The organism is Micromonospora sp. WMMD754, from assembly GCF_049315235.1.
Classification (GTDB): domain Bacteria; phylum Actinomycetota; class Actinomycetes; order Mycobacteriales; family Micromonosporaceae; genus Micromonospora; species Micromonospora sediminicola.
The window spans coordinates 3019669-3045907 of sequence record NZ_CP186058.1 but is presented as its reverse complement, the minus strand read 5'-3'; the positions used below and the strand labels follow the sequence as shown (position 1 = coordinate 3045907).

Sequence of the window (26239 nt, the reverse complement as noted above, 5' to 3'; positions counted from 1 at the left end):
GACCAGGCTATCCGGTGCCCGCCTTGTAGCCCACGCCCCGGACGGTCAGGATGATTTCGGGTCGCTCCGGATCCGGCTCGATCTTGGCCCGGAGCCGCTGCACGTGCACGTTGACCAGGCGGGTGTCGGCCGCGTGCCGGTAGCCCCACACCTGCTCCAGCAGCACCTCGCGGGTGAAGACCTGGCGCGGCTTGCGGGCGAGCGCGACCAGCAGGTCGAACTCCAGCGGCGTCAGCTTCACCTCCTCGCCGTCCCGGCTGACCGTGTGGGCCGGCACGTCGATGGTGATCTGGTTGCCCGGCGGCCCGATGGTCAGCAGCTCCGGCGCGACGTCCTCGCCGCGGCGCAGCCGGGCCCGCATCCGGGCCACCAGCTCCTTGGGCTTGAACGGCTTGACCACGTAGTCGTCGGCGCCGGACTCCAGCCCCAGCACCACGTCGACGGTGTCGCTCTTGGCGGTCAGCATCACGATGGGCACGCCGGACTCGGACCGGATCGCGCGGGCCACGTCGATGCCGCTCATGCCGGGCAGCATCAGGTCGAGCAGGACGATGTCGGGCCGGCTGTCGCGGAACGCGGCCAGTGCCCGTTCTCCGTCCGCGACGAAGGACGGCACGAAGCCCTCGCTGCGCAGCACGATGCCGAGCATCTCGGCGAGGGCGGGGTCGTCGTCGACCACGAGTACCCGGGCTCTCATGGGGTTTATCGTTCCATCCCCGTTCGTTCGGAGGGTTCGGCGTCTTCACCGGCACGGTAGCGCCGAGCGGGCCCGCGCACCACAGCCGACGGCGTGGCCGCCCCGCGTGGCGTGCCGCGGCGGACGGGTCAACCGGATGCCGACCCGTCGTGCAACCATGATCCCCCGGGCGCCGCGTCGCCCGCCACCTCTACCCTGCCCGCCCAGGAGTACGCGTGCCCGACGCCGGCCCGATCGCGGTGCTCCCGCGCCGCCCGCTGACCGTCGGCGAGCTGCTCGACGCCGCCGTGCTGCTGCTGCGCGACCAGGCCCGGGTGCTGCTCCCGCTCGCCGTGGCGCTGGCCCTGGCCGAGCAGGCCCTGCTGTACCCGTTGCGGACGCTGGCCGACGTCCACCCGCCCGGCTGGTGGCCCACCGACCAGCAACGCCTCGGCTGGTACTGGCTGCTGCTCGCGGTCGGCGCCGGCACCGAGGCGGCGATCGTCGCGCTGCTGGGCAACCCGGCCGCGCGCGGCGGGGCGGCCGCGCTGCTGGGCCGTCGCCCCGGCCCGGCCGAGGTGCTCCGCGCGGCCCGTCCGGGCGCGACCCTGCTGGCGGCGGCCGCGGTCGGGCTCGCCGTCGGCGCCGCCGGGCTGGCCGGACCGGCCTGGTTCGTGGCCTACGGGCTGCTCGGTCTGGTGGTGCCGGCGCTGGTGCTGGACGGGGTGCCGGCGCACCGGGCGGCGGGGCGGGCGGTCCGGCTGGCCGGGCGGCTCGGCGGGCGCGCCGCCGGCATCCGGTTGCTCGGCTACCTCGGCTGGTGGCTGGTCCGCGTCGGCATCGGGCTGGGCGTCCCGTACGGGCTCGGTCTGCTGGGCCTGTTCGACGTGTCGGCGTGGGCGCTGCCACTGGCCGTGGCCGCCCAGGTCGCGGTGAACGCGCTCGCCTACCCGGCGCTGGCCTGCCTGGACGCGGTGCTGCACCTGGAGACCCGGATGCGCACCGAGGGGCTGGACATCCGGCTCTCCCGGGCGCCGGCCGGCGTACCCGAGCCCGTGCTGCTGGCGGCCCCGCGGTGAGCCGGTGGTGGACCGAGGCGGTCGCCGCGCTCGGTGACGTCGTCGCCCTGCCGCTGGTCGTGCTGATCCTGCTGGCCGCCGCGCTGGTGGCGGCGCTGGCCTGGTACTACTTCCCGACCTGGGTGCCCCGCCGGCTGCCCCGGCCGACAGTGCCCCGGTTCCGGCTGCCCCGGCTGCGGTGGCGGCTCCGGCTGCCCCGACTCCGCCGGGTCCGCCCGCGCCGCCGCGCCCGCCGCCGGCCGGACCTGCCGGCGGCGCGCGTGCCCACCCCCCGGGCCGCGCCACCCGCGCCGGCCGCCGACGCCGGGCTGGCCGACCGGCTGGCCGCCGAGGGCCGGTACGCCGAGGCGGTCCGGGAACGGCTGCGGGAGATGGTCCGGCTCCTGATCACCCGACGGCTGGTGGAGCCACAGGCCGGGCTGACCGTCACCGAGCTGACCGAGGCCGCGGCCCGGGTCCGGCCGACGGTCCGGCCCACCCTGCACGCCGCCGGCACGATCTTCTCCGACCTCTGGTACGCCCAGCGCCCGGCCACCGCCACCCACGACCACCGGATGCGCGACCTCGCCGCGGACCTGCGCCGCGAGCTGACCGGCGAGGAGGAGCGGTGACCGACACCCGGGCCCCGGAACGGCCCACCGCCCCGACCGCGCCGCCACGCCGGCGGCACCGCCTCCTCGTCCCGCTCGGGCTGGCCGTCCTGCTGATCGTCGCCACCCTGGTGCTGCACGCGGTGGACCAACCCGACCCGGACGAGCGCGGCTTCCTCTCCCCCGTCGCCACCGGCGACGACGGCGGCAGCCGGCTCGCCGAGGCGCTGCGCGCGCAGGGGGTGCCGGTGCGCCGGGAGACCGACGTCGAGGCCGCGCTGCGCACCGCCCGCGCGGCGCCCGGCACGCTGTTCGTGCCCGCCCCGGACCTGGTCCACCCGGACACGCTCGCCGGCCTGACCGCGCTGCCCCCCGGCAGCCGGCTGGTGCTGGTCGATCCGTCCCGCCGGGTCCTGGTCGAGCTGCACGCCCCGGCCGAGCCGACCACCCGCCGCTGGGCCACCCGCGCGGTGCCGCCGGACGGCGACGACGAGACCTGCCGGCTGCCCGAGGCGCTCCGCGCCGGCACCGCCGCCGTCGACCATCAGCGGTACGCCGGGCCGGAGAGCGCCGACCGCTGCTACGGCGGCGCGCTCCTCCGGATCCCCAGCGGCACCGAGGTGGTGCTGGTGGGGGCCAGCGACCCGTTCCGCAACGACCGGATCGCCGAGTGGGGCAACGAGGACCTCGCCACCGGCCTGCTCGGCGGCGGTCGCCCGCTGGTCTGGCTGGACCTGCCCGGCCCGGCGCCGGCGCCGGCGCGGTCGCGCGTGCCCGGGGAGCGTGAGACCGGCGCGCCACCGACCGGTGGCGGCCCCGAGCGGACCCAGCGTCCCGACCGGGCCGACCCGCCGCATCGCGACAACCCGCTCTGGGGCGCCTTCCCGCAGTGGTTCTGGGCAATCCTGGTGCAGCTCGCGGTGGCCGGACTGCTGGTGGTGATCTGGCGGGCCCGCCGGCTCGGGCCGCCGGTGGCCGAGCCGCTGCCGGTGACCGTCCGGTCCGCCGAGACCGTGCGCGGCCGGGCCCGGCTCTACCGCCGGGCGGGCGCCCGGGACACCGTCGCCGCAACGCTGCGCCGGGCCGCCCTGGACCGCCTCATGCCCCGGCTCAACCTGCCGCCCGACACGCCGGACGACGAGGTGGCGACCCGGATCGCCACCGCCGTCGGCGGCGACCCGGAGAACGTGACCGACCTGCTGTACGGCCCCGAGCCGGGCGACGACCGGGAGCTGCTGGCGCTGAGCCGCGACCTGGACACGCTCACCCGTACCCTGGCCCCGCATCCGAGCGAAGGAGAACCCCGGTGACCGGACCCGTCATCGCCGCCGCGTCGCCCACCGCCCCGTCCGAGGCGCGGGCCGCCCTGCACCGGCTGCGCGCCGAGGTGGCCAAGGCCGTCGTCGGCCAGGACGCCGTGGTGACCGGCCTGGTGATCGCGCTGCTGTGCCGGGGGCACGTGCTGCTGGAGGGCGTGCCGGGCGTGGCCAAGACGCTGCTGGTGCGCACCCTGGCCACCGCGCTCGACCTGGACTCCAAGCGGGTGCAGTTCACCCCCGACCTGATGCCCGGCGACGTCACCGGCTCGCTGATCTTCGACCCGCGTACCGCCGCGTTCACGTTCCGGGAGGGGCCGGTCTTCACCAACCTGCTCCTCGCCGACGAGATCAACCGCACCCCGCCCAAGACGCAGTCGGCGCTGCTGGAGGTGATGGAGGAGCGGCAGGTCTCGGTCGAGGGCGGGCGCCGCCCGCTGCCCGAGCCGTTCATCGTGGCGGCGACCCAGAACCCGGTCGAGTACGAGGGCACCTACCCGCTGCCCGAGGCGCAACTCGACCGCTTCCTGCTCAAGCTGACCGTGCCGCTGCCGGAACGGGACGAGGAACTGGGCGTGCTGCGCGCGCACCACGCCGGCTTCGACCCGCGCGACCTGCGTGCGGCCGGCGTACGCCCGGTTGCCGGCGCGGCCGACCTGGCCGCCGCCCGGGCGGAGGCGCACGCCGTGCACGTGGCCGAGCCGGTCCTCGGCTACATCGTGGACCTCTGCCGCGCCACCCGGGTCGCCCCGGCCCTGGAGCTGGGCGCCTCGCCCCGGGGCGCCACCGCGCTGCTCGCCACCGCGAAGGCGTGGTCCTGGCTGGCCGGACGGGACCACGTCACGCCGGACGACGTGAAGGCGGTGGCCCGGCCCACGCTGCGGCACCGGCTGCGCCCGCGCCCGGAGGTGGAGCTGGAGGGCGTCACCGTGGACGCCGTGCTGGACTCGGTGCTGGCCACCGTGCCGACCCCGCGATGACCTGGCGGGCGGGTCTGCTGCTCGCCGCGGGCGCGGCGACGCTGCCGGTCTGGCCGGCCCCGTTCCTCGGCGTCGCCGTGCTGACCGCGGCGGTGCTGCTGCTGGTCGCCGTCGACCGGCTCCTCGCGGCCTCGCCGCACGCCCTCACCGTGACCCGCACCGGCGACCGGACCGTCCGGCTCGGCGGCACCGCCACGGTCACCCTGCACCTGACCAACCCCACCGACGCGGCGGTGCACGCCCAGGTACGCGACGCGTGGGTGCCCTCCGCCGGGGCGCGGCCCGAGCTGTCCCCGGGCCGGGTGCTCACCGTCGCGCCGGGCGCCACGGCCACGCTGCCGGTCCGCCTCACCCCGACCCGGCGCGGCGACCGGCCGGCGGTGGCGCTGACCGTACGCTCGCTCGGGCCGATGCGCCTGGGCTTCCGGCAGCGCGCCGAACGTCCCGCCACGCCGCCGTGGACGCTGCGGGTGCTGCCCCGGTTCGACTCCCGCAAGCACCTGCCGGAGAAGCTGGCCCGGCTCCGGATCATCGACGGCGTCCAGGTGACCCGGGGGCGCGGGCACGGCACCGAGTTCGACACCCTGCGCGAGTACGCCGTCGGCGACGACGTGCGGTCGATCGACTGGCGGGCCAGCGCCCGCCGCGCCGACGTGCTCGTCCGCACCTGGCGACCGGAGCGCGACCGGCGGCTGGTCTGCGTGCTGGACACCGGCCGCACCTCGGCGGTCCGGCTCGGCGACGAGCCCCGGCTGGACACCGCGATCGACGCGGCGCTGCTGCTGACCGCGCTGGCCGCCCGGGCCGGCGACCGGGTGGACCTGCTCGCCGTGGACACCGCGGTGCGCGCCCGGGTGACCGGCAGCGGCCGACCGGCGCTGCTCCCCCGGCTGGTCGAGGCGATGGCGCCGCTCCAGCCGGCGCTGGTCGAGACCGACTTCGAGCTGATCGCCGCGGAGGTGCTGCGCCGGGAACGGCAGCGCAGCCTGGTGGTGCTCTTCACCGCGCTGGACGCGGGGGCGCTGCGGGAGGGACTGCTCCCGGTGCTGCCCCGGCTGGCCGCCCGGCACCGGGTGGTGCTGGCGGCCACCCACGACCCGGTGCTGACCGGGCTCACCACGGCCACCCCGACCGGCCCGGACGACCCGTACACGGCCGCTGCGGCCTGGCGCGCGCTCGCCGAACGGGACCGGGTGCGCGCCGCCCTGTCCCGGCACGGGGTGACCGTGGTGGACGTGGCCGCCGACCGGCTCGCCCCCACCGTCGCCGACACCTACCTGCGGCTCAAGTCCCTCGGCCAGCTCTGACCGCCCGCCGCCCCAGCACCAGCGCGTACGCCAGGAACGCCGCCCACACCGCGGCGCCGACCGCCACCCGGACCGGCATCGGCAGCGGCGCCGGGGTGACGAACGCCTCCAGCAGCGCGGAGACGGCGAAGAGCCCGACCAGCCCGGCGGCGACCACGATGGCGGCCCGGCCCGCCTCGGTGACCGCCCGGCCGCGCCCGAGGTGCGCGGGCGGGGCGATCCAGGCCCAGGCGGTCCGCAGCCCGACCCCGGCGGCGACGTAGATGCCGGTCAGCTCCAGCAACCCGTGCGGTGTGATCATCCCGAAGAAGACGTCCGCCCGGCCGTAGGCGACCATCACACCGCCCACCACGCCGATGTTCAGCGCGTTCTGCCACAGCAGCCAGAACACCGGCACCACCAGCACGCCGGCGGCCAGGCACTGGGCGGCCAGCCAGGCGTTGTGCGTCCACAGGTGGAACGCGAACGTCGGCGCGGCGAACTCGGTGTAGTAGCCGGCGAAGCCGGAGTCGACGAGCTGCCGGGCCGACTCGGCGCCGACGAACGCGGCGGCGGTGTCCGGGTGGCCGGCGACGAACCAGATGAGGAAGACGGTCAGCGCGCTGAACCCGGTGGCGACGCCGCACCACCAGGGCCAGGCCCGGTAGAGCGCGGCCGGCAGGTCGGCCAGCAGGAACCGGCGCAGCGCCGCCCAGGAGGGCCGGGGGCGGCCGGTGATCCGGGCGCGGGCCGCGAGGACCAGGTGGGACAGGCGCCCCACCAGCGCCGGCTCGGGGGCCCGGCTGCGGACCGCGGAGAGGTGGGTGGCGGTGCGCTGGTAGAGCCCGACCAGCTCGTCGACCTCGGCGGCGTCCAGGCGACGCCGGCCGGTCAACTGCTCCAGCCGCCGCCACTCGGCGCCGTGCTCCGCCACGTACGCGTCGAGATCCACTCGTCCTCCCCCGTGAGGCGTCCATGGTGTTCACTGTCGGGGTGCGCGCGCAACCTCCCCCACCGCCCCGGTGGGCCGACGCCGGTCTGGTCAGCGGCGAGGCGGTGGAGCTGGACGTCCGGGTGGCCCGGCTGGGCTCGCGGGTGCTCGCCCTGCTGATCGACCTGGTCGTCCAGGTCGGCCTCGCGCTGGTGCTCGGTGCGGCGCTGTCGCTGCTGGTGCTCACCCTCCCCCGGGACGTGGTGGACGCCGCCCTGGCCGGCGGGCTCCAGGTCGTGCTCGTGGTGCTGGTGCTGGTCGGCTATCCGGTGGTGATGGAGCGGTTCGTCGGCGGCCGGACGGTGGGCAAGCTGGCGGTGGGCCTGCGGGTGGTCCGCGCCGACGGCGGCCCGGTCGGGGTGGGACAGTCGCTGACCCGGGCCCTGGTCGGGGTCGCGGTGGAGTGGCCCGGCCTGGTGCTGCCGTTGCTGAGCTGGGCGGCGAGCGTGACGGTGATGCTCACCGACCCGCGCGGCCGGCGACTGGGTGACCTGGTGGCCGGCACGCTGGTGGTGCACACCCGGGCCACCGGGGTGTGGCGGCCGCTGCCGCCGGCCGCGCCGCCGCTGATCGGCTGGGCGGGCACGCTCGACCTGACCCGGGTGGACGACGCGCTGGCGCTGGCCGTCCGGCAGTACCTGGACCGGCTGCACCAGCTCGCCGCGCCGGACCGGGTCCGGCTGGGCCGGGAGCTGTGGGCGGAGGTCGCCGCGGTGACGTCGCCGCCGCCGCCGTGGGCCGCGCCGGAGTGGGCGTACCTGACCGCCGTGCTGGCCGAGCGGGCGCGCCGGTCGGCGTACCGGCTGGGTCGCGCCCGCGCGGTGACCGCGACGCTCTGGCCGGAGCTGGCCCCGGCACCGGCCACGCCGCCTCCGGCCGCACTGCGGCGCGCCGCCCCGGAACCCGCCGGGCCCTCTCCGGTACGCCGCTGAGCCGGCTCAGGAGAACAGCGCGCGCCCCCACCAGTCGGCCGCGTCGCGCACGCCCGGCGGGCAGGCGAACAGGCCGCTGGAGACGTGCCGCAGGTATTCGTTCATCGCGTCGTTGCGGGCCAGCCGGGTCTGGATCGGCACGAACTGCTTGCGCGGGTCCCGCTGGTAGGCGATGAAGAACAGCCCGGCGTCGAGCCGGCCCAGCCCGTCGGAGCCGTCCACGAAGTTGTAGCCGCGCCGCAGCAGCCGGGCGCCGTCGTTCTGGTCGGGGTGGGCGAGCCGCACGTGGGCGTTCTCCGCGATGACCGGTTGACCGTCGTCGCCCTTCGCGGCGAAGTCCGGCTCGTCGAACTCGTCGCGCTTGCCCAGCGGCGCGCCGCTGCCCTTGGTCCGGCCGGTGATCATCTCCTGCTCGGCCAGCGGGCTGCGGTCCCAGGTCTCGATCAGCATCCGGATCTTGCGGGTGACCAGGTAGGACCCGCCGGCCATCCAGTCCGGGCCGTCGCCGGGCTGCACCCAGAGCTGCTCGCGCAGCAGGCCGGCGTCCTCGGCCTTGAGGTTGGCGGTGCCGTCCTTGAACCCGAACAGGTTGCGCGGCGTCGCCTGGTCCCGTGAGGTCGACGAGGTTCGCCCGAAGCCGAGCTGCGACCAGCGGACGCTGACCACGCCCATGCCGATCCGGGCCAGGTTGCGGATGGCGTGCACCGCCACCTGCGGATCGTTGGCGCAGGCCTGGACGCAGATGTCGCCGCCGGACAGCTCCGGCTTGAGCGCGTCACCGGCGAAGTGCGGCAGCTCGGCCAGTGCGGCGGGCCGCCGGTCGGCGATGCCGAACCGGTCCCGGCCCTGGGCGTCCCGGAACAGTGACGCGCCGAAGCCGACGGTGACGGTCAGCTGGGACGGGGGCAACCCGAGCGCCTCGCCGGTGTCGTCGGGCGGGGCCTCCGGCATGCCACCGACGGCGCCGATCAGCCCGGCGTCCTTGCCGGCGGTCATCCGGGCCGCGGCGGCGGTCCACTCCTGGAGCATCGCGACCAACCGGTCCCGGTCCTTGGTGACCACGTCGAACGCGACGAAGTGCAGCCGGTCCTGCGCCGGGGTGGTGATCCCGGCCTGGTGCTCGCCCTGGAACGGGACCGCCCCGGCCGCCGTCTCGGTGGCCGACGCCCGGTCGCCACCGGCGAGCAGCGCGCCGGCGCCGGCGGCCGCACCGGCGACGCCGGCCACCCCGACACCGGCCAGGGTCATCGCCCGTCGACGGGAGACCCCCCGAGCGGCCTGCTGGCTGTTCGGCTCGCGCGTCGCGTCGCCACCGGTCGGCGTGGTCATCGGGCGACGGCCGCCGCGACCTTGCTGACCGGCTCGGCCAGCGCGTTGATGCTGTCCGACAGCTCCTTCAGCTCCGCCTTGCTGAGCTGGGTGTGCAGCTTCCACCCGTCGCCGGCGCGGTGCTTGCCGAGCGCCGCCTCGACGTTGGCGAACTCGCTGTCGAGCTGCTTGACCAGGTCGGGCGCGCGCTGCTCCAAGGCGGGGCGGAGCGCGGCGACGGCCGCCTTCGAGCCCTCCAGGTTGGCGTTGAAGTCCCACAGGTCGGTGTGCGAGTAGCGCTCCTCCTCGCCGGTGATCTTGCCGCTGGCGACCTCGTCGAGGAGGGCCTTGGCGCCGTTGGCGAGCTGGAGCGGGGTGAGCTTCTCGGCGTTGGCCCTGGCCACGATCGCCTTGACGTCGACCAGGAGCTGGTCGGCGATCGGGCCGTCCTTGCTCACGTCACCGCTGGTCCAGAGGTCCTTCTCGATCCGGTGGAAGCCGGTGAACTCCATGCCCTCCTCGACGACCTCCTCGCGGCCGTCGATCTTCGGGTCGAGGTCGCCGAAGCTCTCCGCCACCGGTTCGATCCGCTCCCAGTAGGTGCGGGCCACCGGGTAGAGCGCCTTCGCCTTCGCCACGTCGTTGGCCTTGACCGCGGCCACGAACTCCTCGGTCTTCGTCAGCAGCGCGGCGGTCTGGCTCTGCACGTAGCGCTGGTAGCTGGCGGTGGCCTGGGTCAGCGCGGCGTCGGGGGCGACGCTCGCGGCGGTGCCGCTGACCTTCAGCGCGCCCCGGATGCCCCGGCCGCTCATGCCCGGCTTGCAGGCGGTCTCGTACGTGCCGGCGGGCAGTTCGACCCGCAGCTCGCGGCTGAGCCCCGGCGCGATGTTCTCCACCTCGCCCATGACCCGGTCACCCGCGGCGTAGACGTAGAACTCGTTGACCTTGGAGCCGGTGTTGGTCACCCTGAACGTCACCTGGCCGGCGTCGATCTCCGTGCTGCCGACCTCGCAGGCGGTGTCGGTGGCCTTGACCGCGATCGGCCCACCGGCCGTGGCGTCGGTGTCGTCACCGCCGCCGCAGCCGGCCAGTCCGGCGACGGCGAGCAGCCCGGCGGCGGCGGGCGCGACGAATCGAGTGGTACGCATCGGTGCGGGGTCTCCTCGGAAACGGGCCGGTCAGGCGCGCGGGGACGGAACGGCGGCGTCGGCCGGCGCGGGCTCGGCCGGGGTCGCGGCGGGCTCGGCCGGCTCGACGGGCTGAGCCGGCTGGGTGGGCCGCACGGGCTGGGCGGCCGGCTTCGGCGGCTGGGTGGGCTTGCGCAGGAAGAGCACGAGGACCGGCACGGCGTACGCCACCCAGGCGACCAGTTCCAGCACGGTCGGCGCGGCGGTGATGTTGAACATGCCGGCGAGCAGCGCGCCGTACCAGGCGTTCGGGTCCAGCGTGGCGGAGATGTCGAAGGCCTGGTCGTTCAGGCCGGGCAGCACGCCGGCCTCCTGGAAGTCGTGCACGCCATACTTGAGGATGCCGGCGGCGACCAGGATCAGCAGCGCGCCGGTCCAGGTGAAGAACCGGCTCAGGTTGATCTTCAGGGCGCTGCGGTAGAGCCCGAAGCCGATCACCACGGCGGTGACGATGCCGCCGACCAGGGCGAGCAGCGAGCCGGCGCCGGTGCCGCCGGCCACGCTCTCGGCGGCGGCGTAGAAGATCAGCGCGGTCTCCAGCCCTTCCCGGACCACCGCGAGGAACGCCATGCCGGCCACCGCCAGCGATCCGACGGCCAGCGCCTCGGTCAGCTTGCCGCGCAGCTCACCGGCGATCGAGCGGGCGGCCTTGCGCATCCAGAAGATCATCCAGGTCACGAAGACCACGGCCGCGACCGAGGTGACCGCCTCGAAGAACTCCCGCGACTCGGAGGTGCGCAGCAGCGAGGTGGAGGTGTACTGGATCAGCGAGCCGAAGACGACGGAGAGCGCCACGGCCGCGCCGACACCGGCCCAGACCTGGGGCAGACGGTCACGCCGCTGCGACTTCACCAGGAAGGCGACCAGGATGCTGACCACCAGGGTCGCTTCCAGGCCCTCCCGCAGGCCGATCAGGTACGTGGCGAACATCGGTTACTCCGTAGTCGGTCAGGCATGCCTCAGTTAACTTAGGGCAGCCATACCTTCCTCCTGATCCAGGGGTGACGTCAAGTTGTTCAGGACAACGTCACCCCGGTCGACCGATGCCCGACACCCGCCGGACCACCCGCGTACGCGAAAGGGACCGGGACGGCCGCGCGACGGCCGACCCCGGTCCCCTCCGGGAGTGGGACTCAGTAGCGGTAGTGGTCCGACTTGAACGGGCCCTCCGGCGAGACGCCCAGGTAGGAGGCCTGCTCCTTGGTGAGCGTGGTCAGCTTGGCGCCGAGCGCGTCCAGGTGCAGCCGGGCGACCTTCTCGTCCAGGTGCTTGGGGAGCACGTAGACACCGATCGGGTATTCGTCGGTCTTGGTGAACAGCTCGATCTGGGCGATCGTCTGGTTGGCGAACGAGTTCGACATCACGAAGCTCGGGTGGCCGGTGGCGTTGCCCAGGTTCAGCAGGCGGCCCTCGGAGAGCACGATGATCGCGTGGCCGTCGTCGAAGCGCCACACGTCGACCTGCGGCTTGATGTTCTCCCGGGTGACGTCGCTGCGCTTCGCCAGGCCGGCCATGTCGATCTCGTTGTCGAAGTGGCCGATGTTGCCGACGATGGCCTGGTGCTTCATCCGGGCCATGTGCTCGTTGGTGATGACGTCGAAGCAACCGGTCGCGGTGATGAAGATGTCCGCCTGCTCGACCACGTCGTCCAGCGTGGCGACCTGGTAGCCGTCCATCGCCGCCTGGAGCGCGCAGATCGGGTCGACCTCGGTCACCACGACGCGGGCGCCCTGGCCACGCAGCGACTCGGCACAGCCCTTGCCCACGTCGCCGTAGCCCATGACCACGGCCATCTTGCCGCCGATCAGCACGTCGGTGGCGCGGTTGATGCCGTCGATGAGCGAGTGGCGGCAGCCGTACTTGTTGTCGAACTTGCTCTTGGTCACCGAGTCGTTGACGTTGATCGCCGGGAAGAGCAGCGTGCCGGCGCGGTGCATCTCGTAGAGCCGGTGCACACCGGTGGTGGTCTCCTCGGTGACGCCCTTGATGCCGGCGGCGATCCGGGTCCAGCGCTGGTTGTCCTCGCCGAGCGAGCGGTGCAGCAGCTCGAGGATGACGGCGTACTCCTCGGAGTCGGCGGACTCGACCGGCGGCACGACACCGGCCTTCTCGAACTCGGCGCCCTTGTGCACGAGCAGGGTGGCGTCGCCACCGTCGTCGAGGATCATGTTCGGGCCCTGCCCGTCCGGCCAGGCGAGCACCTGCTCGGTGCACCACCAGTATTCCGGCAGGGTCTCGCCCTTCCAGGCGTAGACCGGCACGCCGGCCGGTGCCTCGGGGGTGCCCTCGGGGCCGACCACGATCGCCGCGGCGGCGTGGTCCTGAGTGGAGAAGATGTTGCAGGACGCCCACCGGACCTGCGCGCCGAGCGCGACCAGGGTCTCGATCAGGACGGCGGTCTGGACGGTCATGTGCAGCGAGCCGGTGATGCGGGCGCCGGCGAGCGGCTGGGCGTCGGCGAACTCGCGCCGGATCGCCATCAGGCCGGGCATCTCGTGCTCCGCGAGCCGGATCTCCTTACGCCCGAACGCGGCGAGCGACAGATCCGCCACCTTGTAGTCGCCCTCGGCGAGGGTGCTCGGCCGGGCGCCGGACGACGAGCCGCTGGTGGCCGCCGGAAGGGTGCTGGTCATGGAAGCTCCTGTCGAAGGAAGTGCTGCGCAGCCTTCCACCTTACGCGCGTGGGCCCGCTCACCCGGTGCCGGTTGGCGCACGGGGACGGCGGGCGGGCGGCGGACAGCGCACGGGGCGGTCGGTCGTGAGCGGACTTTCCGCCCACGGCCCGGCCGCCCCGTGCATCCCCCCGGTTTGGTTCCCCGCGCGTCCCCGGACCTTCGTCGCGACAACGCTGCGTACCCATAGAGTCACACTGAGCAACAGCCCCGTCAAGCGTTTCGGGAAAGTCGGACTTGCTCCAGTCAGCGCAGGCCGCAGGTGGCCACGAACGCCTCGCCGTCCCCGCCGAGCGCCAACGGGCCGCCCGCGGCCGTACCGACCGCCGCCTGGCCCGCGCCGAGCGTCACCACACCGACCCCGTCGTCCACGGTCAGCTTGCCGGACCGGCAGAGCACCACCCGGGGGCCGGGCAGCGTCAGCCGCACCCCCGGCGACCCGGCGGCCACCTCCACCCGGTGCAGGGCGAAATCCTCCACCGGCACCGGCCAGGTCAGCACGCCGGGCGCGACCGGCTCCGGCCGCACCACCGGGTCGGCCAGCACCTCGAACCGCAGCACCCGCACCAGCTCGTCCACGTCGACCCGCTTCGGGGTCAGCCCGCCGCGCAGCACGTTGTCGCTGGCCGCCATGATCTCCACACCGGTGCCGCGCAGGTAGGCGTGCAGGTTGCCGGCCGGCATCCAGATCGCCTCGCCCGGCGCCAGCCGGACGTGGTGCAGCAGCAACGCCACCACCACGCCCGGGTCGGCCGGATAGCCGACGGCCAGCGCCCGCACCAGCGCCGCGTCCGGCGAGGTCGAGCCGGCGGCCGCCGCCGACACGGCCGCCACCAGCCCGGCGCGCTCCGCGTCCGGCCAGCTCAGCAGCGCGCGTACGGCCTCCCGCAGGCCCGCCGGCCCGGTGCGCAGCGCGGCCGCCACCGGCTCCAGCGCGGGTACGCCGAACGCGGCGATCGCCGCCGCCGACTCGGCCGGGTCACGGAAGCCACAGAGCGCCTCGAACTCCGAGAGCGCGACCAGCAGCTCCGGCTTGTGGTAGGGGTCGACGTAGTTGACCCGCCCCACGTCGGCCGCGTGCCCGGCCCGCGCCTGCTCGGCATCCGGATGGGCCTGCAGGCTCAGCGGCGCGTCCGCGGCCAGCACCTTCAACAGGAACGGCAGCCGGGTGCCGAACCGGCCGACCAGCCGCTCACCGAGCCAGTGCCCCGGCTCGGCGACCAGTAGCTCGGTCAGGCTGACCGGACGGCCGTCCCGGTCCACCGTGGCCGGGGCGCCCGGGTGGGCGCCCAGCCACAGCTCGGCCTCCGGCCCGTCGCTCGGCACCGGTCGCCCCTGCAACGCGGCGATCGCGGTCCGCGAGCCCCAGGCGTAGTCCCGGATCCGCCCCTGCAACAACTCCATCGGTCAGCCCCCGGAACGCCCGGCCACCTCGTCGGCCGCCGGCGCGTCGGTGGTCGCGGCCTCCGGCACGGCCGTGTCGGCCGCCTGCCCGGTGCCCGCCCGCTCCGCCGCGGCGCTGTAGATGTCGGGCTCCAGGTAGATCACCCGGGCGATCGGCACCTCGCGGCGGATCCGCGCCTCGACCGCGTTGATGCCCCGGGCCAGCTCCTCGGCGCTCTCGCAGGCCGGCACGGCGATCTTCGCGGCCACCATCAGCTCCTCCGGGCCGAGGTAGAGCGTCTTCATGTGGATGATCCGCTCGACCTCCGGGCCACCGGTGACGGCCTGCTCGATCTTGGCCAGCTCGCTGCGCTCGGCACCCTCACCGAGCAACAGGCTCTTGGTCTCGATCGCGAGCGTGATCGCGATGATCACCAGCAGCACGCCGATCATCGCGGTGCCGGCGGCGTCCCACATGCCGTTGCCGGTAATCAACGTCATGCCGACGCCGAACAGCGCGAAGACCAGACCGACCAGGGCGCCGAAGTCCTCCAGGAGGACCACCGGCAGCTCCGGGGCCTTGGCCCGGCGGATGAACCGGACCCAGGTCTGCTTGCCCCGGACCAGGTTGGACTCCTTGATCGCGGTGCGGAAGGAGAAGCCCTCCATGACGATCGCGGCCAGCAGCACCACCACCGGCACCCACTGCCACTCCGTGATCGCGTGCGGGTCGGAGGCCTTGTGGTAGGCCTCGTAGAGCGCGAACAGGCCACCGAGGCTGAACAGCACGATCGCCACGATGAACGCGTAGATGTAGCGCTCCCGGCCGTAGCCGAACGGGTGCTGCGGCGTGGCCTCCCGCTTGGCCCGCCGACCGCCGATCAGCAGCAGACCCTGGTTGCCGGAGTCGGCCACCGAGTGGATCGACTCGGCCAGCATCGACGACGAGCCGGTCAGCAGGAATGCGATGAACTTGGTGACGGCGATGCCGAGGTTCGCCGCCAGGGCGGCGACGATCGCCTTCGTGCCCCCGTTTGCGCTCATTCCCCGCCTCGCTCGATGCCGCACGTGCTCACTGGTTTGCCAGCTCCTTCATTTCCGTGACGGCCGGTACGGCCATCGGGTCCAGCCCGTGTGCCAGGGCGAGGTAGATCGAGGCGAAGTCGGGAACCGCGACCAGCGAGGCGAGCCGCTCCAGGGCGGAGCCGCCCTCGGCGGTGACCACGTCGCAGCGCACCCCGCGCCGCTCGGCGAGCGTCTGCACCGCGTCCGCCCGGCGCTCCTCCACCGCCAGCGGCTCGTCGGTGTCGTCGTCGGCGTTGAGCCCGCCGTCGCGCAGCAGCACCAACCGCAGCCGGGTGCCGTCGGGGTCGTCGTCGCCCGGGTCGGCGAAGATGTCCCGCTCGCCCTCGGCCAGCCCACCGAAGACACCGTCGAGCAGGCCCACCCGACCCCGGCCGGCCTCGCCCAGCGCGCCGGTGACCACCGGATAGCGGGCGTTGGCGGACAGCGTGTCACCGAACCGGCGGGCGGCCACGGTGGCCAGCGGGGACGAGCCCCAGACGATCGGGATCGACCCGGACAGGCCCAGCGCCAGCGACTTCGCCGGGTTGACGAAGGACTCGGCGGTCGGCCGGCACCGGTCGGCGTCGGCGTCCAGCCGGGCCGCCGTCTCGGCCAGGTCCGCCTCGTTGACCTTCACGAGCCCGAGCGTACGGGCGGCGAGCAGGACCGGCACGGTGAGCGCCCAGAGGCTGGCCCGGGCCGGGGCGCGCCGGGGCACCGGGATGAACGGCGCCCGGGCCCGCTCGGCCACCGACTGGAGTTGCGAGTCCGGCGCGCCGACGGCGACCAGCCGGGCCCCGCGCCGGTGCGCCGCCTCGGCCGCGCCCAACGCCTCGGGGCTGCGGCCGGACGCGCTCACCGCGATGACCACGTCCGCCGCGCCCACCCAACCGGGCACGCCGGCGCTGCGGTGCGGAATGACCGGCACCGGGCAGCGCGGACCGGCCACGGTCGCCAGCACGTCCCCGGTGCGCCCGGCGGTGCCGATGCCGGCGATGACCACCGCGCGGGGGCGGCCGTCGTCGGCGAGCACGGACAGGTTCGCCTCGGCCGCCAGCGCCGCCGACTCCCGCACCTGGGCGCCCGCCGAGGCGGTGAACCGCAGCATCCCGCCCGGATCGCGCTCGGACAGCAGCGCCGGATCGTCCAGCAGGGCCTCGTCCGCGTGCCGGTGCCCGCTGACCCCGGCCGTACCCTCCATCACCGCGACGACCCGCCACGCGCGTCGTCGGCGGCGGGACCGCCGCGCGCCTCGTCCAGGAGCAGCACCGGGACGTCGTCGCGCACCTCGAAGACGCGGCCGCACTCGGTGCAGGTGAGCGTCTGCGCCTGCGCGTCGTAGTCGAGCGGGGCGTGGTGCGTGTCCGGGCAGGCGAGGATCTCGAGCAACTGCGGGTCCAGGGCCACGGCGCGGCTCCTTCCACGTATGTGGTCTCACCGGTCGGCGGTGCCGTCCGGCGCACGCGATCTTATCGGCGAACCGGCCCCGGCACCGGGCCCCATTCGGCACCCGACGACCGGCCCCGCGACCGGGTCACGCCACCATCACTCTTCGTCACGGTAACCCCGGGGACCCGTCGGGTTCCGGCTCAGTCCGGCATGCGGGGCAACACGCTGGTGGCGTCCGCGCCCCCGGGGGCCGGCGGGGCGGGGGCGGGGGACACGTCCCCGGCCGCCGGAGAGGTGGGGGCGGCAGCCGTCGGCGCCCCGTACACGTTGCCGGCCGGCCGGGGCGGCGTCGCGCCGCCGTACACCGTCGGGGCGGGCCCCGGCGTCCCGGAGCGGTAGGTGGTGCTGCTGCGCGGCAGTGGAACCGGCGGATGGTCGGCCGCCGGCACGGCGTCCGACCGGTCCGCGCGGCTGCGCCGCACCAGCAGGACGATCAGCGCGGCGCCGACGAGCACCAGCCCGATGCCGAACCACATGATCATGGAACCTCCGAAGGACGAGTCGTCGGCCGCCGCGGCGGGGTCGACGGCGGCGACGACCGGCGACGTGCTCGCCGTCTCGGCCGGCGTGGTCACTGCCGCGCTGGGCTTGGGGGTCGGCGAGGGCTTGCGGGAAGGGCTCGCGCTCGGCGTGGGCTGCGCGCCCACCAGCCGGGCCGACCGGCCGGCCCGGCCGAGCACCTGGCCGTTCGCCGCGCTCGCCTCGCCGGCCAGCTCCAGCCGCCCACCGACGGCGCCGTCCGCGAAGGCCACCCGGTAACGCACCGTGGCGCCCTTGCCCTTGCACAGCGGCCGGTCGACCGCCGCCACCTGGGCGGTGGCCACCGCGCCCCCGCCGCCGGAGACCGGCACCGGCGTCCACCGGCGACCGACCGCCACCTCCACCCGGACCTGGTCCGCGCGCAGGCCCTCGACCCGCAACCCGAGCGCGGTACGGAGCATGACGCAGCCCTCGGTCCGCTTCCGCACCTCGATCGCCACCACGCCCGGCGACCCACCGGCGGTGAAGCTGGCCGCCGAGCGCAGCCCCACCCGGTCACCCTCCGCCAGGGCCGGGGAAGCCGCGGCGGCCACCAGGCCACCCAGCAACGCGCCGACCGTGGCCCAGCGCGCCGCGTGCCGCCTCACCGACATCTCCACCTCACCGTTTCCGTCCCGGACGGGATCCGCCGGTGAGGTTACTACCCGGCCACCCGGGCACCCGCCCATCGAGCGCTCCACATGTGTGCCGCGACACGCCGCCACGGTCAGCCCCGGTCGCCACCCGCCGCGAGCGCCCGGCGGCAGAGCTGGTCCGCCGTCCGGGTCGTCTCCGGAAGCCGGTACCGGGGCGTCAGGGCCAGTACCCGCTCCACCGCGTTCTCCAACCCCATCCGGTGCCCGACGCTGACGAAGACCGGCCTGGTCCCGTCCCGCGTCCGCAGCACCCGCCCGACCACCTCGTCGCGGTCGCGCAGCGGCGACCACTCCCCCCGCCGTGGCCCGGGCCCGGTCCAGGTGCCGACCAGCGAGGTCTTCCCGACCCCGATCACCGGCAACCCGGTCACCAGACCCAGATGGCAGGCCAACCCGAACCGGCGCGGGTGCGCCACCCCGTGTCCGTCGCAGACCAGCAGTTCGGGGCGGACGGTGAGCCGGTCCAGCGCCGCCAGCAACGCCGGCATCTCGCGGAAGGCGAACAACCCCGGCACGTACGGGAACGCCGGCCGTCCCACGGCCACCGCCTCGTCCACCACGACGAGGCTGGTCGCGTCCAGGACCGTGACGGCCGCCGCGAGCCGGTCGCCGCTGGTCGCGTACGCGACGTCCAGGCCGGCGACCGTCGCGGGCGCGGCCGGGCCGGGCCCGACCAGGTCCACCCGGGACCGCAACTCCTCCTGTACGCGGCGCGCCTCCTCCTCATCGGCCGGAGGCCGGTAGGGCACCGTCACGACCGCTGCGCACCGGGCTCGGTCCGCCGCGACGTCCGAGCCCGGCCCGGACGCCCGTCGATCCGCTCGCGGAGCAGGTCGGCGTGCCCGTTGTGCCGGGCGTACTCCCCGATCGCGTGCACCAACACCTCCCGCAACGTCACGATCCGGTCCCCCCGGTGACCCCTCACCTCCAGGTTCGGCGCGGCGGCCACGTACCGCTCGGCGAACGCGACCTCGGCCCGCCACGCCGCCCAGGCCTCCTCGACCACGGCCGACTCGGCGACGGCGCCGGTGAAGGGCTCGTCCGGGTCGCCCGTGGGCCAGATCCGCGCCACGTCCTTGCCGGCCAGCGTGCGGCGGAACCAGTGCCGCTCCAGCTCGGCGAGGTGTCGGACCAGACCGAGCAGCGACATCGTCGACGGTGGCACCGAGCGGCGGGCGAGCTGTTCCGGGGCGAGCCCGGCGCAGGCGAGTTCCAGGGTGCGGCGCTGGTGCTCCAGGTGGGTCATGAGCAGGCTCCGCCCCCCTTCGCGGGAACCGTCGGAGCGGAGGTGATCCGTCACGTCTCAGGAGCTGTCGAGGCGATGGTCGGGTCGGCGGCGGGGTCGCCGGCCTGTTGAAGCTGCTCCTCGAACATCACGAAGGTCCGACGCCGGATTCCCTTGATCAGCGCCTGCTCCTGCGTCGTCGGATAGCGGCGTTCCTCCTGGATCGTGTCCTCCAGCGCGAGGGCCGTCCGGTAGAGCGCGAAGATCGGAGTTTCGCCATGGAGATAGCGACCGCGCTCCTGCTCGGTGAGCTGTACGAACTCGTCACGCGAGATCTCATAGACCTCGTCGCCACCCAAGAAGAGCAACTTGTCGACGAGGTCGTTCGCTTCGCGCCACCCTCCCGTGTCCTTGCTCAGCCGCCAACTGGCGACACCACCCTCGGCGGTGGGCACGAGCTTCACTGGTGACTCGTAGTAATTGAAGAACTTCGGCAACTGCAAGCCGCTCAACGGCCTCATCGCGGTGGCACCTTCCCCGCACTCTCCTGCACCCTGAGCCAATAGGCGTCTTGTACCCGTCGAAGCAGGCCGTCCCGAATCGCTAGCTCCGTGCGCGTCATGGACCTGCCTTGACTTTCGGAGACGGCCTCCAGATCGCGCCTCACCTCGTACAGCGCATGCTCCCACTCCGCCACCTCGTCCAGCGCGGTGAGGTGCAGGCGGATCTCCGCTGTGTGGCCGTTCGACATCCGCAGGTTCAACAGTATGTCTCGATAACCGCTGACCTGCGGCTCAAGAAACCGATCCTTGATGTGCAGAATCACCACTCGCGGGTCCCCAGTCAGACGCCCGAGGGCCCGGTAGACACCATCGAGCGTGTCGAACTGAACCTTTGCCCCGGCAAGATCCTTGAGCTGTGCTGCGTCGTATTCGTACTCGACCAACTTGTCAAACACACGCTCTCTGCTCTTGGGTTGGTTCCTCCAAGCTGGCCGCCCTTGGTCATCCGCCAGCCCCACCGCGAGCGCATTGAGTTCCCGCTGGGCGACCGCTGCATCCTGATAGAGCTGGTCAACATAGGCGCTCCGATACGCCTCGTCATGACGTCGCGCTTGATCAAAGCCGAGCTGCAACCTCGACTGCCCACGAGCTGCGATCGACTTGGAGAGCTTCCGTTGCGCTGCGGTCACCGGCGTCGGCAGAGGCGTCAGCGGTTCATGCGCGATGACCGCTTCGGCGCCCCGCACGTCGATCTCCTGCAAGACCTCGCCGAGCACGTCGATGGCCTGCTGGTGGCTTGCCAGGTGATGCAGGGTCACCGGGCGGGCGGTCAGGGAGTTCGCGAGTTCTGGTGTCGCCAGGATCATCCGGACCAGGTCGGGCCGCTCCGCGAGCTGCCGTACCAGCGTCTCGGCCAGCAACTCCTCCCGCCGCGGCGGCGCCTCCCAGCTCTGGTCGAGCATCCGCTGCACGCGCGGGTCCTCGAACAGCCGCTTCAGGTCGGCGGCCGCGCTCTCCTCCAACCCCGGCACCAGCCGTCGTAGCGTCGGCCCGTCGGCGTGCTGAGCCAACTCCAACGGCGTCACCCCGACCGCGAACGCGTCGTCCAGGTTGCCGCTCGTCGCCAGCGCGTCCCGGACGTAGATCCCGGCGGCGAAGCGGGCCGCGTGTGCCTCCCGGTGTGCCCGACGGATGTCAGCCGGATCCGGCTCGATCGGTGGCGCGCTGCCGGGCGGCGAGGTGTCGGTCGAACGGTGGAAGGTGGTGGACTCGCCGAGCAGATGCACCCGGTTGAAGTCGGGTGAATTCCCCCCGTCGGACGGCAGTGGGTCCGGCGGGCGTGGCGGCGCCGGCCGGGGCGAGGGCTCGGGCAGGACGTTGAAGGTGCCGGGCGGCCGGCCGGCGAGCGGCATCGGACGGCCGTCCGGGCCGAGCACCAGCGCGTCGACGCCGACCACGTTGCCGGCGAACGGCGTACCGCCGTGCCGGTAGAGCGGTTGGTCGGCCACCGCGCCCGTCTGCGGGTCCAGGTAGAGGACCGTGCCGTTCTGGTTCAGCGCCACCCAGGCGTGCGAGCCGCCACCCTCGAAGCTGGTGATGAGGAACGCGTAGCTGCCGTGGCCTCCCGCCGCCAACTGCGCGTGCAGGTCCCGGTAGCCGCCCTCGACCAGCGTCCGCCGGGCCGCACCGGTGACGCCCGGCCGCCCGGGCGCCGTCAGGTTCTGGAAGCGTCCGCCGGTCGTCTCCTCGACCCGCAACGGGCCGTCCACCTCGCCGCCCACCGGGCGGCGGACGTCTCCCGCCAGGTAGCCGTCGAACGTACGCGGAGCGGCGACCCGCGGCCGGCCGTGCACCCAGGTGTCGTAGAACGAGAGCGTGCAGTCGAGGCAGTTGATCCCGCGCGTGGCGTCCGCGCTCGGCCCGCCGTCGTTCGCCAACCGGAACCATCCCCCACGTCGGGGGTCGGCGGTGCGCACCACGCTGCCGTCCGGGTTGCGCGGCATCTGCCGTTCGAGATCGGTCTGGTGCAGGGCGAGCGGGGGCCGGAGGCCACCACGAATGCCGTAGGGACGGGACTGGTCGACCGAAGGAGGATGGCGGTTGCCGGTGAGCGCGGAGTGGTCGGGCGTCTCCACCGCACCGAGGGCCAGGTCGGCCACGTCGTCGTTGATCCGGTAGAAGTCGAGGTCGTCCTCGACCATCACCCGCTCCGGCAGGCGTTGGCCGGCGCGCACCGCCTCGGCCTCGTCGACCGCCCGGTAGTGCAGGCGTTCCCGCAGGCGGCCCTCCCGCACATGCTGATCGGCAAGGTGATGCTGACCAGCCAGGCGAAGCTCGTGTCCACGGGCCAGGAGCCAGCGCGCCGCCTCATAGTGCTGCTCGGCTAGGTCCCGCAACTCCTTGATTTGCGCGTGGCGCCTGTTCTCCTCGTGCAGGGTCCGCTGCGATTGCAGGTAGCCCTGGTAACGCCGCCGGTCCAGGCCCTCGCGGTCGGCCGCCAGGCGCGCGGCCCGCTGCTGGGAAGTCTCCCGATGCGGGGGGTGTGCGTCGAACGGACCCGGGCCCGGCATCGGGGAATCGGCGGTGGGACGCGGTGGCGCCAACGACTCGAGCAACGGGAAGCGGGGATTCGGCACCGGCCGGGGGTCCGGCCCGGCACCGGGCGTGGCCGGGTGCGGCCCGACCTGCGGGTGAACCGGTGGGGCCGGCAACGAACCGGGGTGTCCGCCGCCAACTCCCGGGGCCGGACGGTCCAGCGCCGACGGTGCGGCCGGGTGCGCGGGGTCCGCCGCCGCCGGCGGCAGTGGGGACAGCGTCGTCGGCGCCGCCGCGTGCACCGGCGCAGCGGTGGACGGACCACTCACGTCGACCGCCGCTGGAGGCGGGCCGGTTCGCAGCTCGGTCGGAGCGGTGACCGGCGTGCCGGCGGCGGGTACCTCCACCGCGACCGAGGAGAGCATCGGACTCGTCGCGACGGCCGGGTGCGCCGAGTCGCTGGTCAGGAAGCCTGGTGACGGGTGGTCGGCCGGATGAGACGGCGGCCGGGCGGTCACGTCCGGTGCCGGGCCCGCCGGTTCGGCCGACACGACCGCCTCGGCGTCCGCGACGGTCAGAGCCCGGGACGGCGGGGCGTCGGCCATGGGCGGCGTCACCGCCTGCGGGTTCGTCCGTTGGTGGCTGACCGCCTGATCGGCACCCCAACCCGACGGGGACGGTTCGGGTGTCCGCTGGCTCGGCACCAGCCCCACCGGGTCGGGTGGCGGTGGCACGTCGAAGCCCACGGGTGGCGCCGTGAGTCCGCCCAGCTTCGCGTCGAGCCGGTGGTGCAGCGCAGTGTCGGCCTGCCCGGTGGCCGAGCCGGTCGCCCCGGAGGCGGCGGCGCGTGCCAGGTCCTCCAAGGACGGCCCGTGGCCGGTGGCAAGGCCTGCGGCGGTCTCCGCGAGGCTCTCCCCGGCCATCTCCCGCCCGAAGCGCTCCCCGATCTCGGCGAACCGACCGCTGGCGTGCCGCCCCAGACCGGCCAGGGGCGCGGCGGCGCCGCCGGCGAAGCCGCCGAGCCCCGACGTGCCCACGTCGGCGAGGTCCAGGCCGTCGCGGCGGCCGGTGGAGTTCTGGTACGCCTGGGTCGCGAGGCTGGTGCTCGCCTCCTGCCCCGCCTCCACGAGACCGCCGAGCACCGCCCGCCGCGCGAGGCCCTTGGCGCCGCTCTTCGCGACCTCCTTGGCGGCCCGTTCACCCGCCTCCTTCAGGCCCTCCCGGACCGCCTTGCGGGCCAGATCGGCCACCAGTCGCCTGAAGATCTGCTGCACGGCCATCCGGGTGGCCGTGATCGCGGCACCGGCCGCCGGTGACGCGGCGCCCGCGGTGAGGACGGTGACGACCGCCAGGGACAGCAGCTCCACGACCAGGATGCCCAGCTCGATCCAGGCTTCCAGCTTCGCGCCCTCGATGTCGCAGCCGCAGGAGTCGACCAGCCGACCCAGCTCGTCGGTGGCCGACACCAGGACGTGCAGCGGGGCGTCCTCGCCCCCGGCCACCTTGTGCCAGGCCGTGTCGAACGCCTGCGCCACCAGGCCGACGCCGCCGTAACCGCTTCTCACCTCGCCGGCGGCGGTGGTGGCGTCGTCACGCGGCCCGGCGAGGACGCCGGCCACGCCGTACCACTGGTCGGCCAGGTCCCAGACGGCGCGCTCGTCGCCTTCCGGCCATTCGACGCCGACCACCCAGTCGAGCGCCTCGTAGATCCAGCCGGGCACGTCCCAGGGGCAGTAGTCGAGCGGGTGCGGGATCGGGCTGGGCAGCATGCTCACGCGCGGATCCTCCGGTGGTCAGCGCCAGGGCCGGTGCGGGTCGTGCCTCTGGTGCGGGATCTTGCCGAGGTCACGGGCATTGCTCAGGTCTGTCTCCACGGTGGCGGCGACCGAGCGCACCACGTCCGACCCGATCCCTTCGAGTGACCGGCCGAGAAGCTCCCAGGCACGCAGCAGCGTCTCGGCGTAGCGCTGGTAGTGCTTGTCGAACGCGGCGCCGATGTCGTCCCGCCCCCACGGCCGTTGCCCACTCGCCGCGGCGATCGGGTCGCCGGTCTCCCGGCGGGCCCCGGCCACGGCCTTGCCGGCGAGGCTCAGGTCGGCGCCACCGCGACGGGCCCGGTCCGGGTCCAGCCAGATCTCTCCCCCGGCCACCGGTCAGTCCCCACGCGACAGCACGGTGTCGGCCCGGCCGAGCAGCGCACCGAAGTCGTGGGTGTGGAGGAACTCGACCGACGGCGAACCGGGCGGCAGGTAGCCGGCGACCAGCTCGCGGGTGGCGCTGGTCGCGGACGTGGACGCCCGCAGCACCGTTTCAGTGATCTTGCGGCTCAGGGCCCGGGCGTCCCGGTCGTGGAACACCGCGGGGCTCACCTCGACGCTGATCAGTTCGCCTCGCGCCCCCACCACCGCGGTGACCTGACCGTCGTCGGAGCGTTCGGTCACCCGCAACTCGGCCAGTTTGGACTGAAGTTCCTCCAGACCGGACCGGAGTCGCTGGTATTGGCCGTACACCTCGTCGAAGCGCGTGCGCAGCGCACGGTTCGCATCCCGGTCCGCACTCTCAGTCACCGCCGAATCCCTTCCGTCACCGTGGGTAGGGCCGACCATACCGGGTGCCACGAAATCCGTGGGGTCCGGTAATTTCAGGTGGTGATCGAGCGACAGCAGGCCGAGCAGATCGCCTCCGTGTGGGCCCGGCGTGACTCCGACCGCCTGGGTTTCCCCTGCACTCCGGTGGTCGAGGAGTTCGACCTGGGTTACGTCGTGCTCTCCACCGTGTCCACCGACGCCCGGGCCCTGCCCGGCGACCTGCCGACCACGGTCATCGACAAGGAGACCGGCGAGGTGTCCACCTGGCCCCGGATCCCGGCGGTCGCGGTCGAGCAGATGTACCGGCAACGCCGGCCGGCCGAGCCCCGCGCTCCCCGCACCGTCGACCCGGCCGCGCAACTGCTCCGCGAACTGGTCCGGCTGCCCACACCGGGGGCGGCGGCGCACCTCACGCTGGACGGCCGGCTGCACGTCGCGCAGGGCGCGAAGGGCGACGTCGAGCTGCGGCACCATCCGCTCGTGCGGGCCTACCTGGACGAGCTGCCCCCGGGCCACCTGGTGCGCGGCGGGGAGCGGCACGCCGAGATGATCGTCGTCTCCGACGCGCTGCACGACCACGACCACCGCCGCGCCGCCGACGGGCTTCCGCCTCTGACCATCGAGGAGGCCCGCGAGCTTCTCGGCACCGGCCGGATCGAGTTCTACCGCAGCCGCGAGCCGGGTGACCCCACTGGTGGTCGCGCCGATCTGCCCTGCGACTCCTGCGTCCGGTTTCTGGTGCGATTCGCGGTCCTACCCTGGTCCGACCTCGCGTTCGTCGAGGAGTGGCGCCCGGAGCCGCAGGAGCACATCGCCCCGGGGCGGTTCCCGGACGAGGTGGCGGATGCCCTCCTCGACGGCGGGTGGCAGATCAGCATGTTCAACGAGGCCCTCGCCATGGGTGCGATCGCGGAGACCGCGGAAGTCGCGGGTCAGCGCCACCGCCACGAGGCCTTCCGGGCCGCCCAGGAGGCGCTCACCGCGTTCCCGGCCGTCCTCAGCCGACGGCGGGGGCCCGGCGAAGAGGCGTGGATCGGCCGGTTCACGACAAATCCGCTGCGTGCCGCCCACACCGCCGACACCCTCGCCGACTTCGGCGCGGTCCTCGGCGCCCGCCTCTTCCCCCTCGGCAGCGAACGCCAGGAGAGCATCCTCGCCGTCGACGAGCACGGCCGGGTCTTCGCCCTGGACCAGGCCGGCGAGTGGTTCCTCGGCGCGGACGTCGACGCCGCTCTCACCACCCTGCTGCTCGGCCGCGCCGCCCCCCGGGTGCGCGACGACGGCACCTGGTGACCGGTC

At 74.3% G+C, this 26239-nt stretch carries 24 protein-coding genes; 7 read left to right on the top strand and 17 right to left on the bottom strand.

What is annotated here, in order from left to right; translation table 11 throughout:
- Positions 1-7 precede the first annotated feature (7 nt).
- Entirely contained in the window at positions 8-697 is a 690-nt protein-coding gene (gene mtrA / locus ACN27B_RS14870) for an MtrAB system response regulator MtrA (protein ID WP_091581585.1), read from the bottom strand.
- A gap of 215 nt (positions 698-912) precedes the next feature.
- Here mtrA and ACN27B_RS14865 point away from each other — a divergent pair, with 215 nt between their 5' ends.
- The 5 genes from ACN27B_RS14865 to ACN27B_RS14845 are packed head-to-tail and all read left to right on the top strand — an operon-like array spanning position 913 to position 5948.
- Positions 913-1755, top strand: a complete 843-nt coding sequence (locus ACN27B_RS14865) for a hypothetical protein (protein WP_099162463.1) — start codon at positions 913-915, stop codon at positions 1753-1755.
- Complete coding sequence (locus ACN27B_RS14860; protein ID WP_422745495.1) at positions 1752-2366, top strand: DUF4129 domain-containing protein; 615 nt, start codon at positions 1752-1754, stop codon at positions 2364-2366. The genes ACN27B_RS14865 and ACN27B_RS14860 overlap by 4 nt, the downstream gene beginning before the upstream one ends.
- A complete protein-coding gene (locus tag ACN27B_RS14855; protein WP_422745493.1) occupies positions 2363-3655 on the top strand; it encodes a DUF4350 domain-containing protein in 1293 nt (430 codons plus the stop codon). Before ACN27B_RS14860 ends, ACN27B_RS14855 begins: the two co-directional genes overlap by 4 nt.
- Positions 3652-4641, top strand: a complete 990-nt coding sequence (locus ACN27B_RS14850; RefSeq protein WP_091581603.1) for an AAA family ATPase — start codon at positions 3652-3654, stop codon at positions 4639-4641. The genes ACN27B_RS14855 and ACN27B_RS14850 overlap by 4 nt, the downstream gene beginning before the upstream one ends.
- Entirely contained in the window at positions 4638-5948 is a 1311-nt protein-coding gene (locus tag ACN27B_RS14845) for a DUF58 domain-containing protein (RefSeq protein ID WP_422745491.1), read from the top strand. Before ACN27B_RS14850 ends, ACN27B_RS14845 begins: the two co-directional genes overlap by 4 nt.
- On the opposite strand, the gene ACN27B_RS14840 is transcribed toward ACN27B_RS14845, so the two are convergent.
- The gene (locus ACN27B_RS14840; RefSeq protein ID WP_422745489.1) at positions 5926-6879 is read right to left on the bottom strand and encodes a stage II sporulation protein M; all 954 of its coding nucleotides are present in this window, start codon (positions 6877-6879) and stop codon (positions 5926-5928) included. The genes ACN27B_RS14845 and ACN27B_RS14840 overlap by 23 nt on opposite strands.
- A 23-nt stretch (positions 6880-6902) precedes the next feature.
- On the opposite strand from ACN27B_RS14840, the gene ACN27B_RS14835 reads away from it, so the two are divergent.
- On the top strand, positions 6903-7850 hold the full coding sequence (locus tag ACN27B_RS14835) for an RDD family protein (RefSeq protein WP_099162468.1): 948 nt from the start codon (positions 6903-6905) through the stop codon (positions 7848-7850).
- A gap of 6 nt (positions 7851-7856) precedes the next feature.
- Here the strand turns inward: ACN27B_RS14835 and efeB are convergent, their stop codons facing one another.
- The 15 genes from efeB to ACN27B_RS14760 all read right to left on the bottom strand — a co-directional run bounded on the left by efeB (position 7857) and on the right by ACN27B_RS14760 (position 24919).
- The gene (gene efeB / locus ACN27B_RS14830; RefSeq protein ID WP_099162469.1) at positions 7857-9179 is read right to left on the bottom strand and encodes an iron uptake transporter deferrochelatase/peroxidase subunit; all 1323 of its coding nucleotides are present in this window, start codon (positions 9177-9179) and stop codon (positions 7857-7859) included.
- Positions 9176-10306, bottom strand: coding sequence for an iron uptake system protein EfeO (gene efeO / locus ACN27B_RS14825; protein WP_422745486.1), 1131 nt, complete (start codon positions 10304-10306; stop codon positions 9176-9178). Before efeO ends, efeB begins: the two co-directional genes overlap by 4 nt.
- A gap of 30 nt (positions 10307-10336) precedes the next feature.
- Complete coding sequence (efeU, locus tag ACN27B_RS14820; RefSeq protein WP_422745484.1) at positions 10337-11275, bottom strand: iron uptake transporter permease EfeU; 939 nt, start codon at positions 11273-11275, stop codon at positions 10337-10339.
- Positions 11276-11478: 203 nt separating this feature from the next.
- The gene (ahcY, locus tag ACN27B_RS14815) at positions 11479-12978 is read right to left on the bottom strand and encodes an adenosylhomocysteinase (protein ID WP_099162472.1); all 1500 of its coding nucleotides are present in this window, start codon (positions 12976-12978) and stop codon (positions 11479-11481) included.
- A gap of 285 nt (positions 12979-13263) precedes the next feature.
- On the bottom strand, positions 13264-14421 hold the full coding sequence (manA, locus tag ACN27B_RS14810) for a mannose-6-phosphate isomerase, class I (RefSeq protein WP_422745482.1): 1158 nt from the start codon (positions 14419-14421) through the stop codon (positions 13264-13266).
- Positions 14422-14424: 3 nt separating this feature from the next.
- On the bottom strand, positions 14425-15444 hold the full coding sequence (locus ACN27B_RS14805; protein ID WP_099162474.1) for a cation diffusion facilitator family transporter: 1020 nt from the start codon (positions 15442-15444) through the stop codon (positions 14425-14427).
- Positions 15445-15472: 28 nt separating this feature from the next.
- Positions 15473-16669, bottom strand: a complete 1197-nt coding sequence (locus ACN27B_RS14800) for an SIS domain-containing protein (protein ID WP_091581640.1) — start codon at positions 16667-16669, stop codon at positions 15473-15475.
- Positions 16666-16872 carry a Trm112 family protein gene (locus ACN27B_RS14795; RefSeq protein ID WP_357621896.1) on the bottom strand — a complete coding sequence of 69 codons (207 nt, stop codon included), beginning with the start codon at positions 16870-16872 and terminating at the stop codon, positions 16666-16668. The genes ACN27B_RS14800 and ACN27B_RS14795 overlap by 4 nt, the downstream gene beginning before the upstream one ends.
- Positions 16873-17054: 182 nt before the next feature.
- Positions 17055-18047 carry a hypothetical protein gene (locus tag ACN27B_RS14790; RefSeq protein ID WP_099164768.1) on the bottom strand — a complete coding sequence of 331 codons (993 nt, stop codon included), beginning with the start codon at positions 18045-18047 and terminating at the stop codon, positions 17055-17057.
- Positions 18048-18160: 113 nt separating this feature from the next.
- The gene (nfi, locus tag ACN27B_RS14785; RefSeq protein ID WP_422745478.1) at positions 18161-18844 is read right to left on the bottom strand and encodes a deoxyribonuclease V; all 684 of its coding nucleotides are present in this window, start codon (positions 18842-18844) and stop codon (positions 18161-18163) included.
- Complete coding sequence (locus ACN27B_RS14780) at positions 18841-19335, bottom strand: DinB family protein (protein ID WP_422745476.1); 495 nt, start codon at positions 19333-19335, stop codon at positions 18841-18843. The genes nfi and ACN27B_RS14780 overlap by 4 nt, the downstream gene beginning before the upstream one ends.
- A 50-nt stretch (positions 19336-19385) precedes the next feature.
- Positions 19386-19835: a hypothetical protein gene (locus tag ACN27B_RS14775; protein WP_422745474.1), complete on the bottom strand. Its 450-nt coding sequence runs from the start codon at positions 19833-19835 to the stop codon at positions 19386-19388.
- Positions 19832-23971 (bottom strand): toxin glutamine deamidase domain-containing protein, encoded by a 4140-nt coding sequence (locus tag ACN27B_RS14770; RefSeq protein ID WP_422745472.1) that lies wholly within the window; start codon positions 23969-23971, stop codon positions 19832-19834. The genes ACN27B_RS14775 and ACN27B_RS14770 overlap by 4 nt, the downstream gene beginning before the upstream one ends.
- Positions 23972-24145: 174 nt before the next feature.
- The gene (locus ACN27B_RS14765) at positions 24146-24502 is read right to left on the bottom strand and encodes a hypothetical protein (protein WP_281590732.1); all 357 of its coding nucleotides are present in this window, start codon (positions 24500-24502) and stop codon (positions 24146-24148) included.
- 3 nt (positions 24503-24505) lie between these two features.
- Complete coding sequence (locus ACN27B_RS14760; RefSeq protein ID WP_099162478.1) at positions 24506-24919, bottom strand: YbaB/EbfC family nucleoid-associated protein; 414 nt, start codon at positions 24917-24919, stop codon at positions 24506-24508.
- Positions 24920-24997: 78 nt separating this feature from the next.
- On the opposite strand from ACN27B_RS14760, the gene ACN27B_RS14755 reads away from it, so the two are divergent.
- Positions 24998-26233: an SUKH-3 domain-containing protein gene (locus tag ACN27B_RS14755; protein ID WP_099162479.1), complete on the top strand. Its 1236-nt coding sequence runs from the start codon at positions 24998-25000 to the stop codon at positions 26231-26233.
- Positions 26234-26239: the final 6 nt, after the last annotated feature.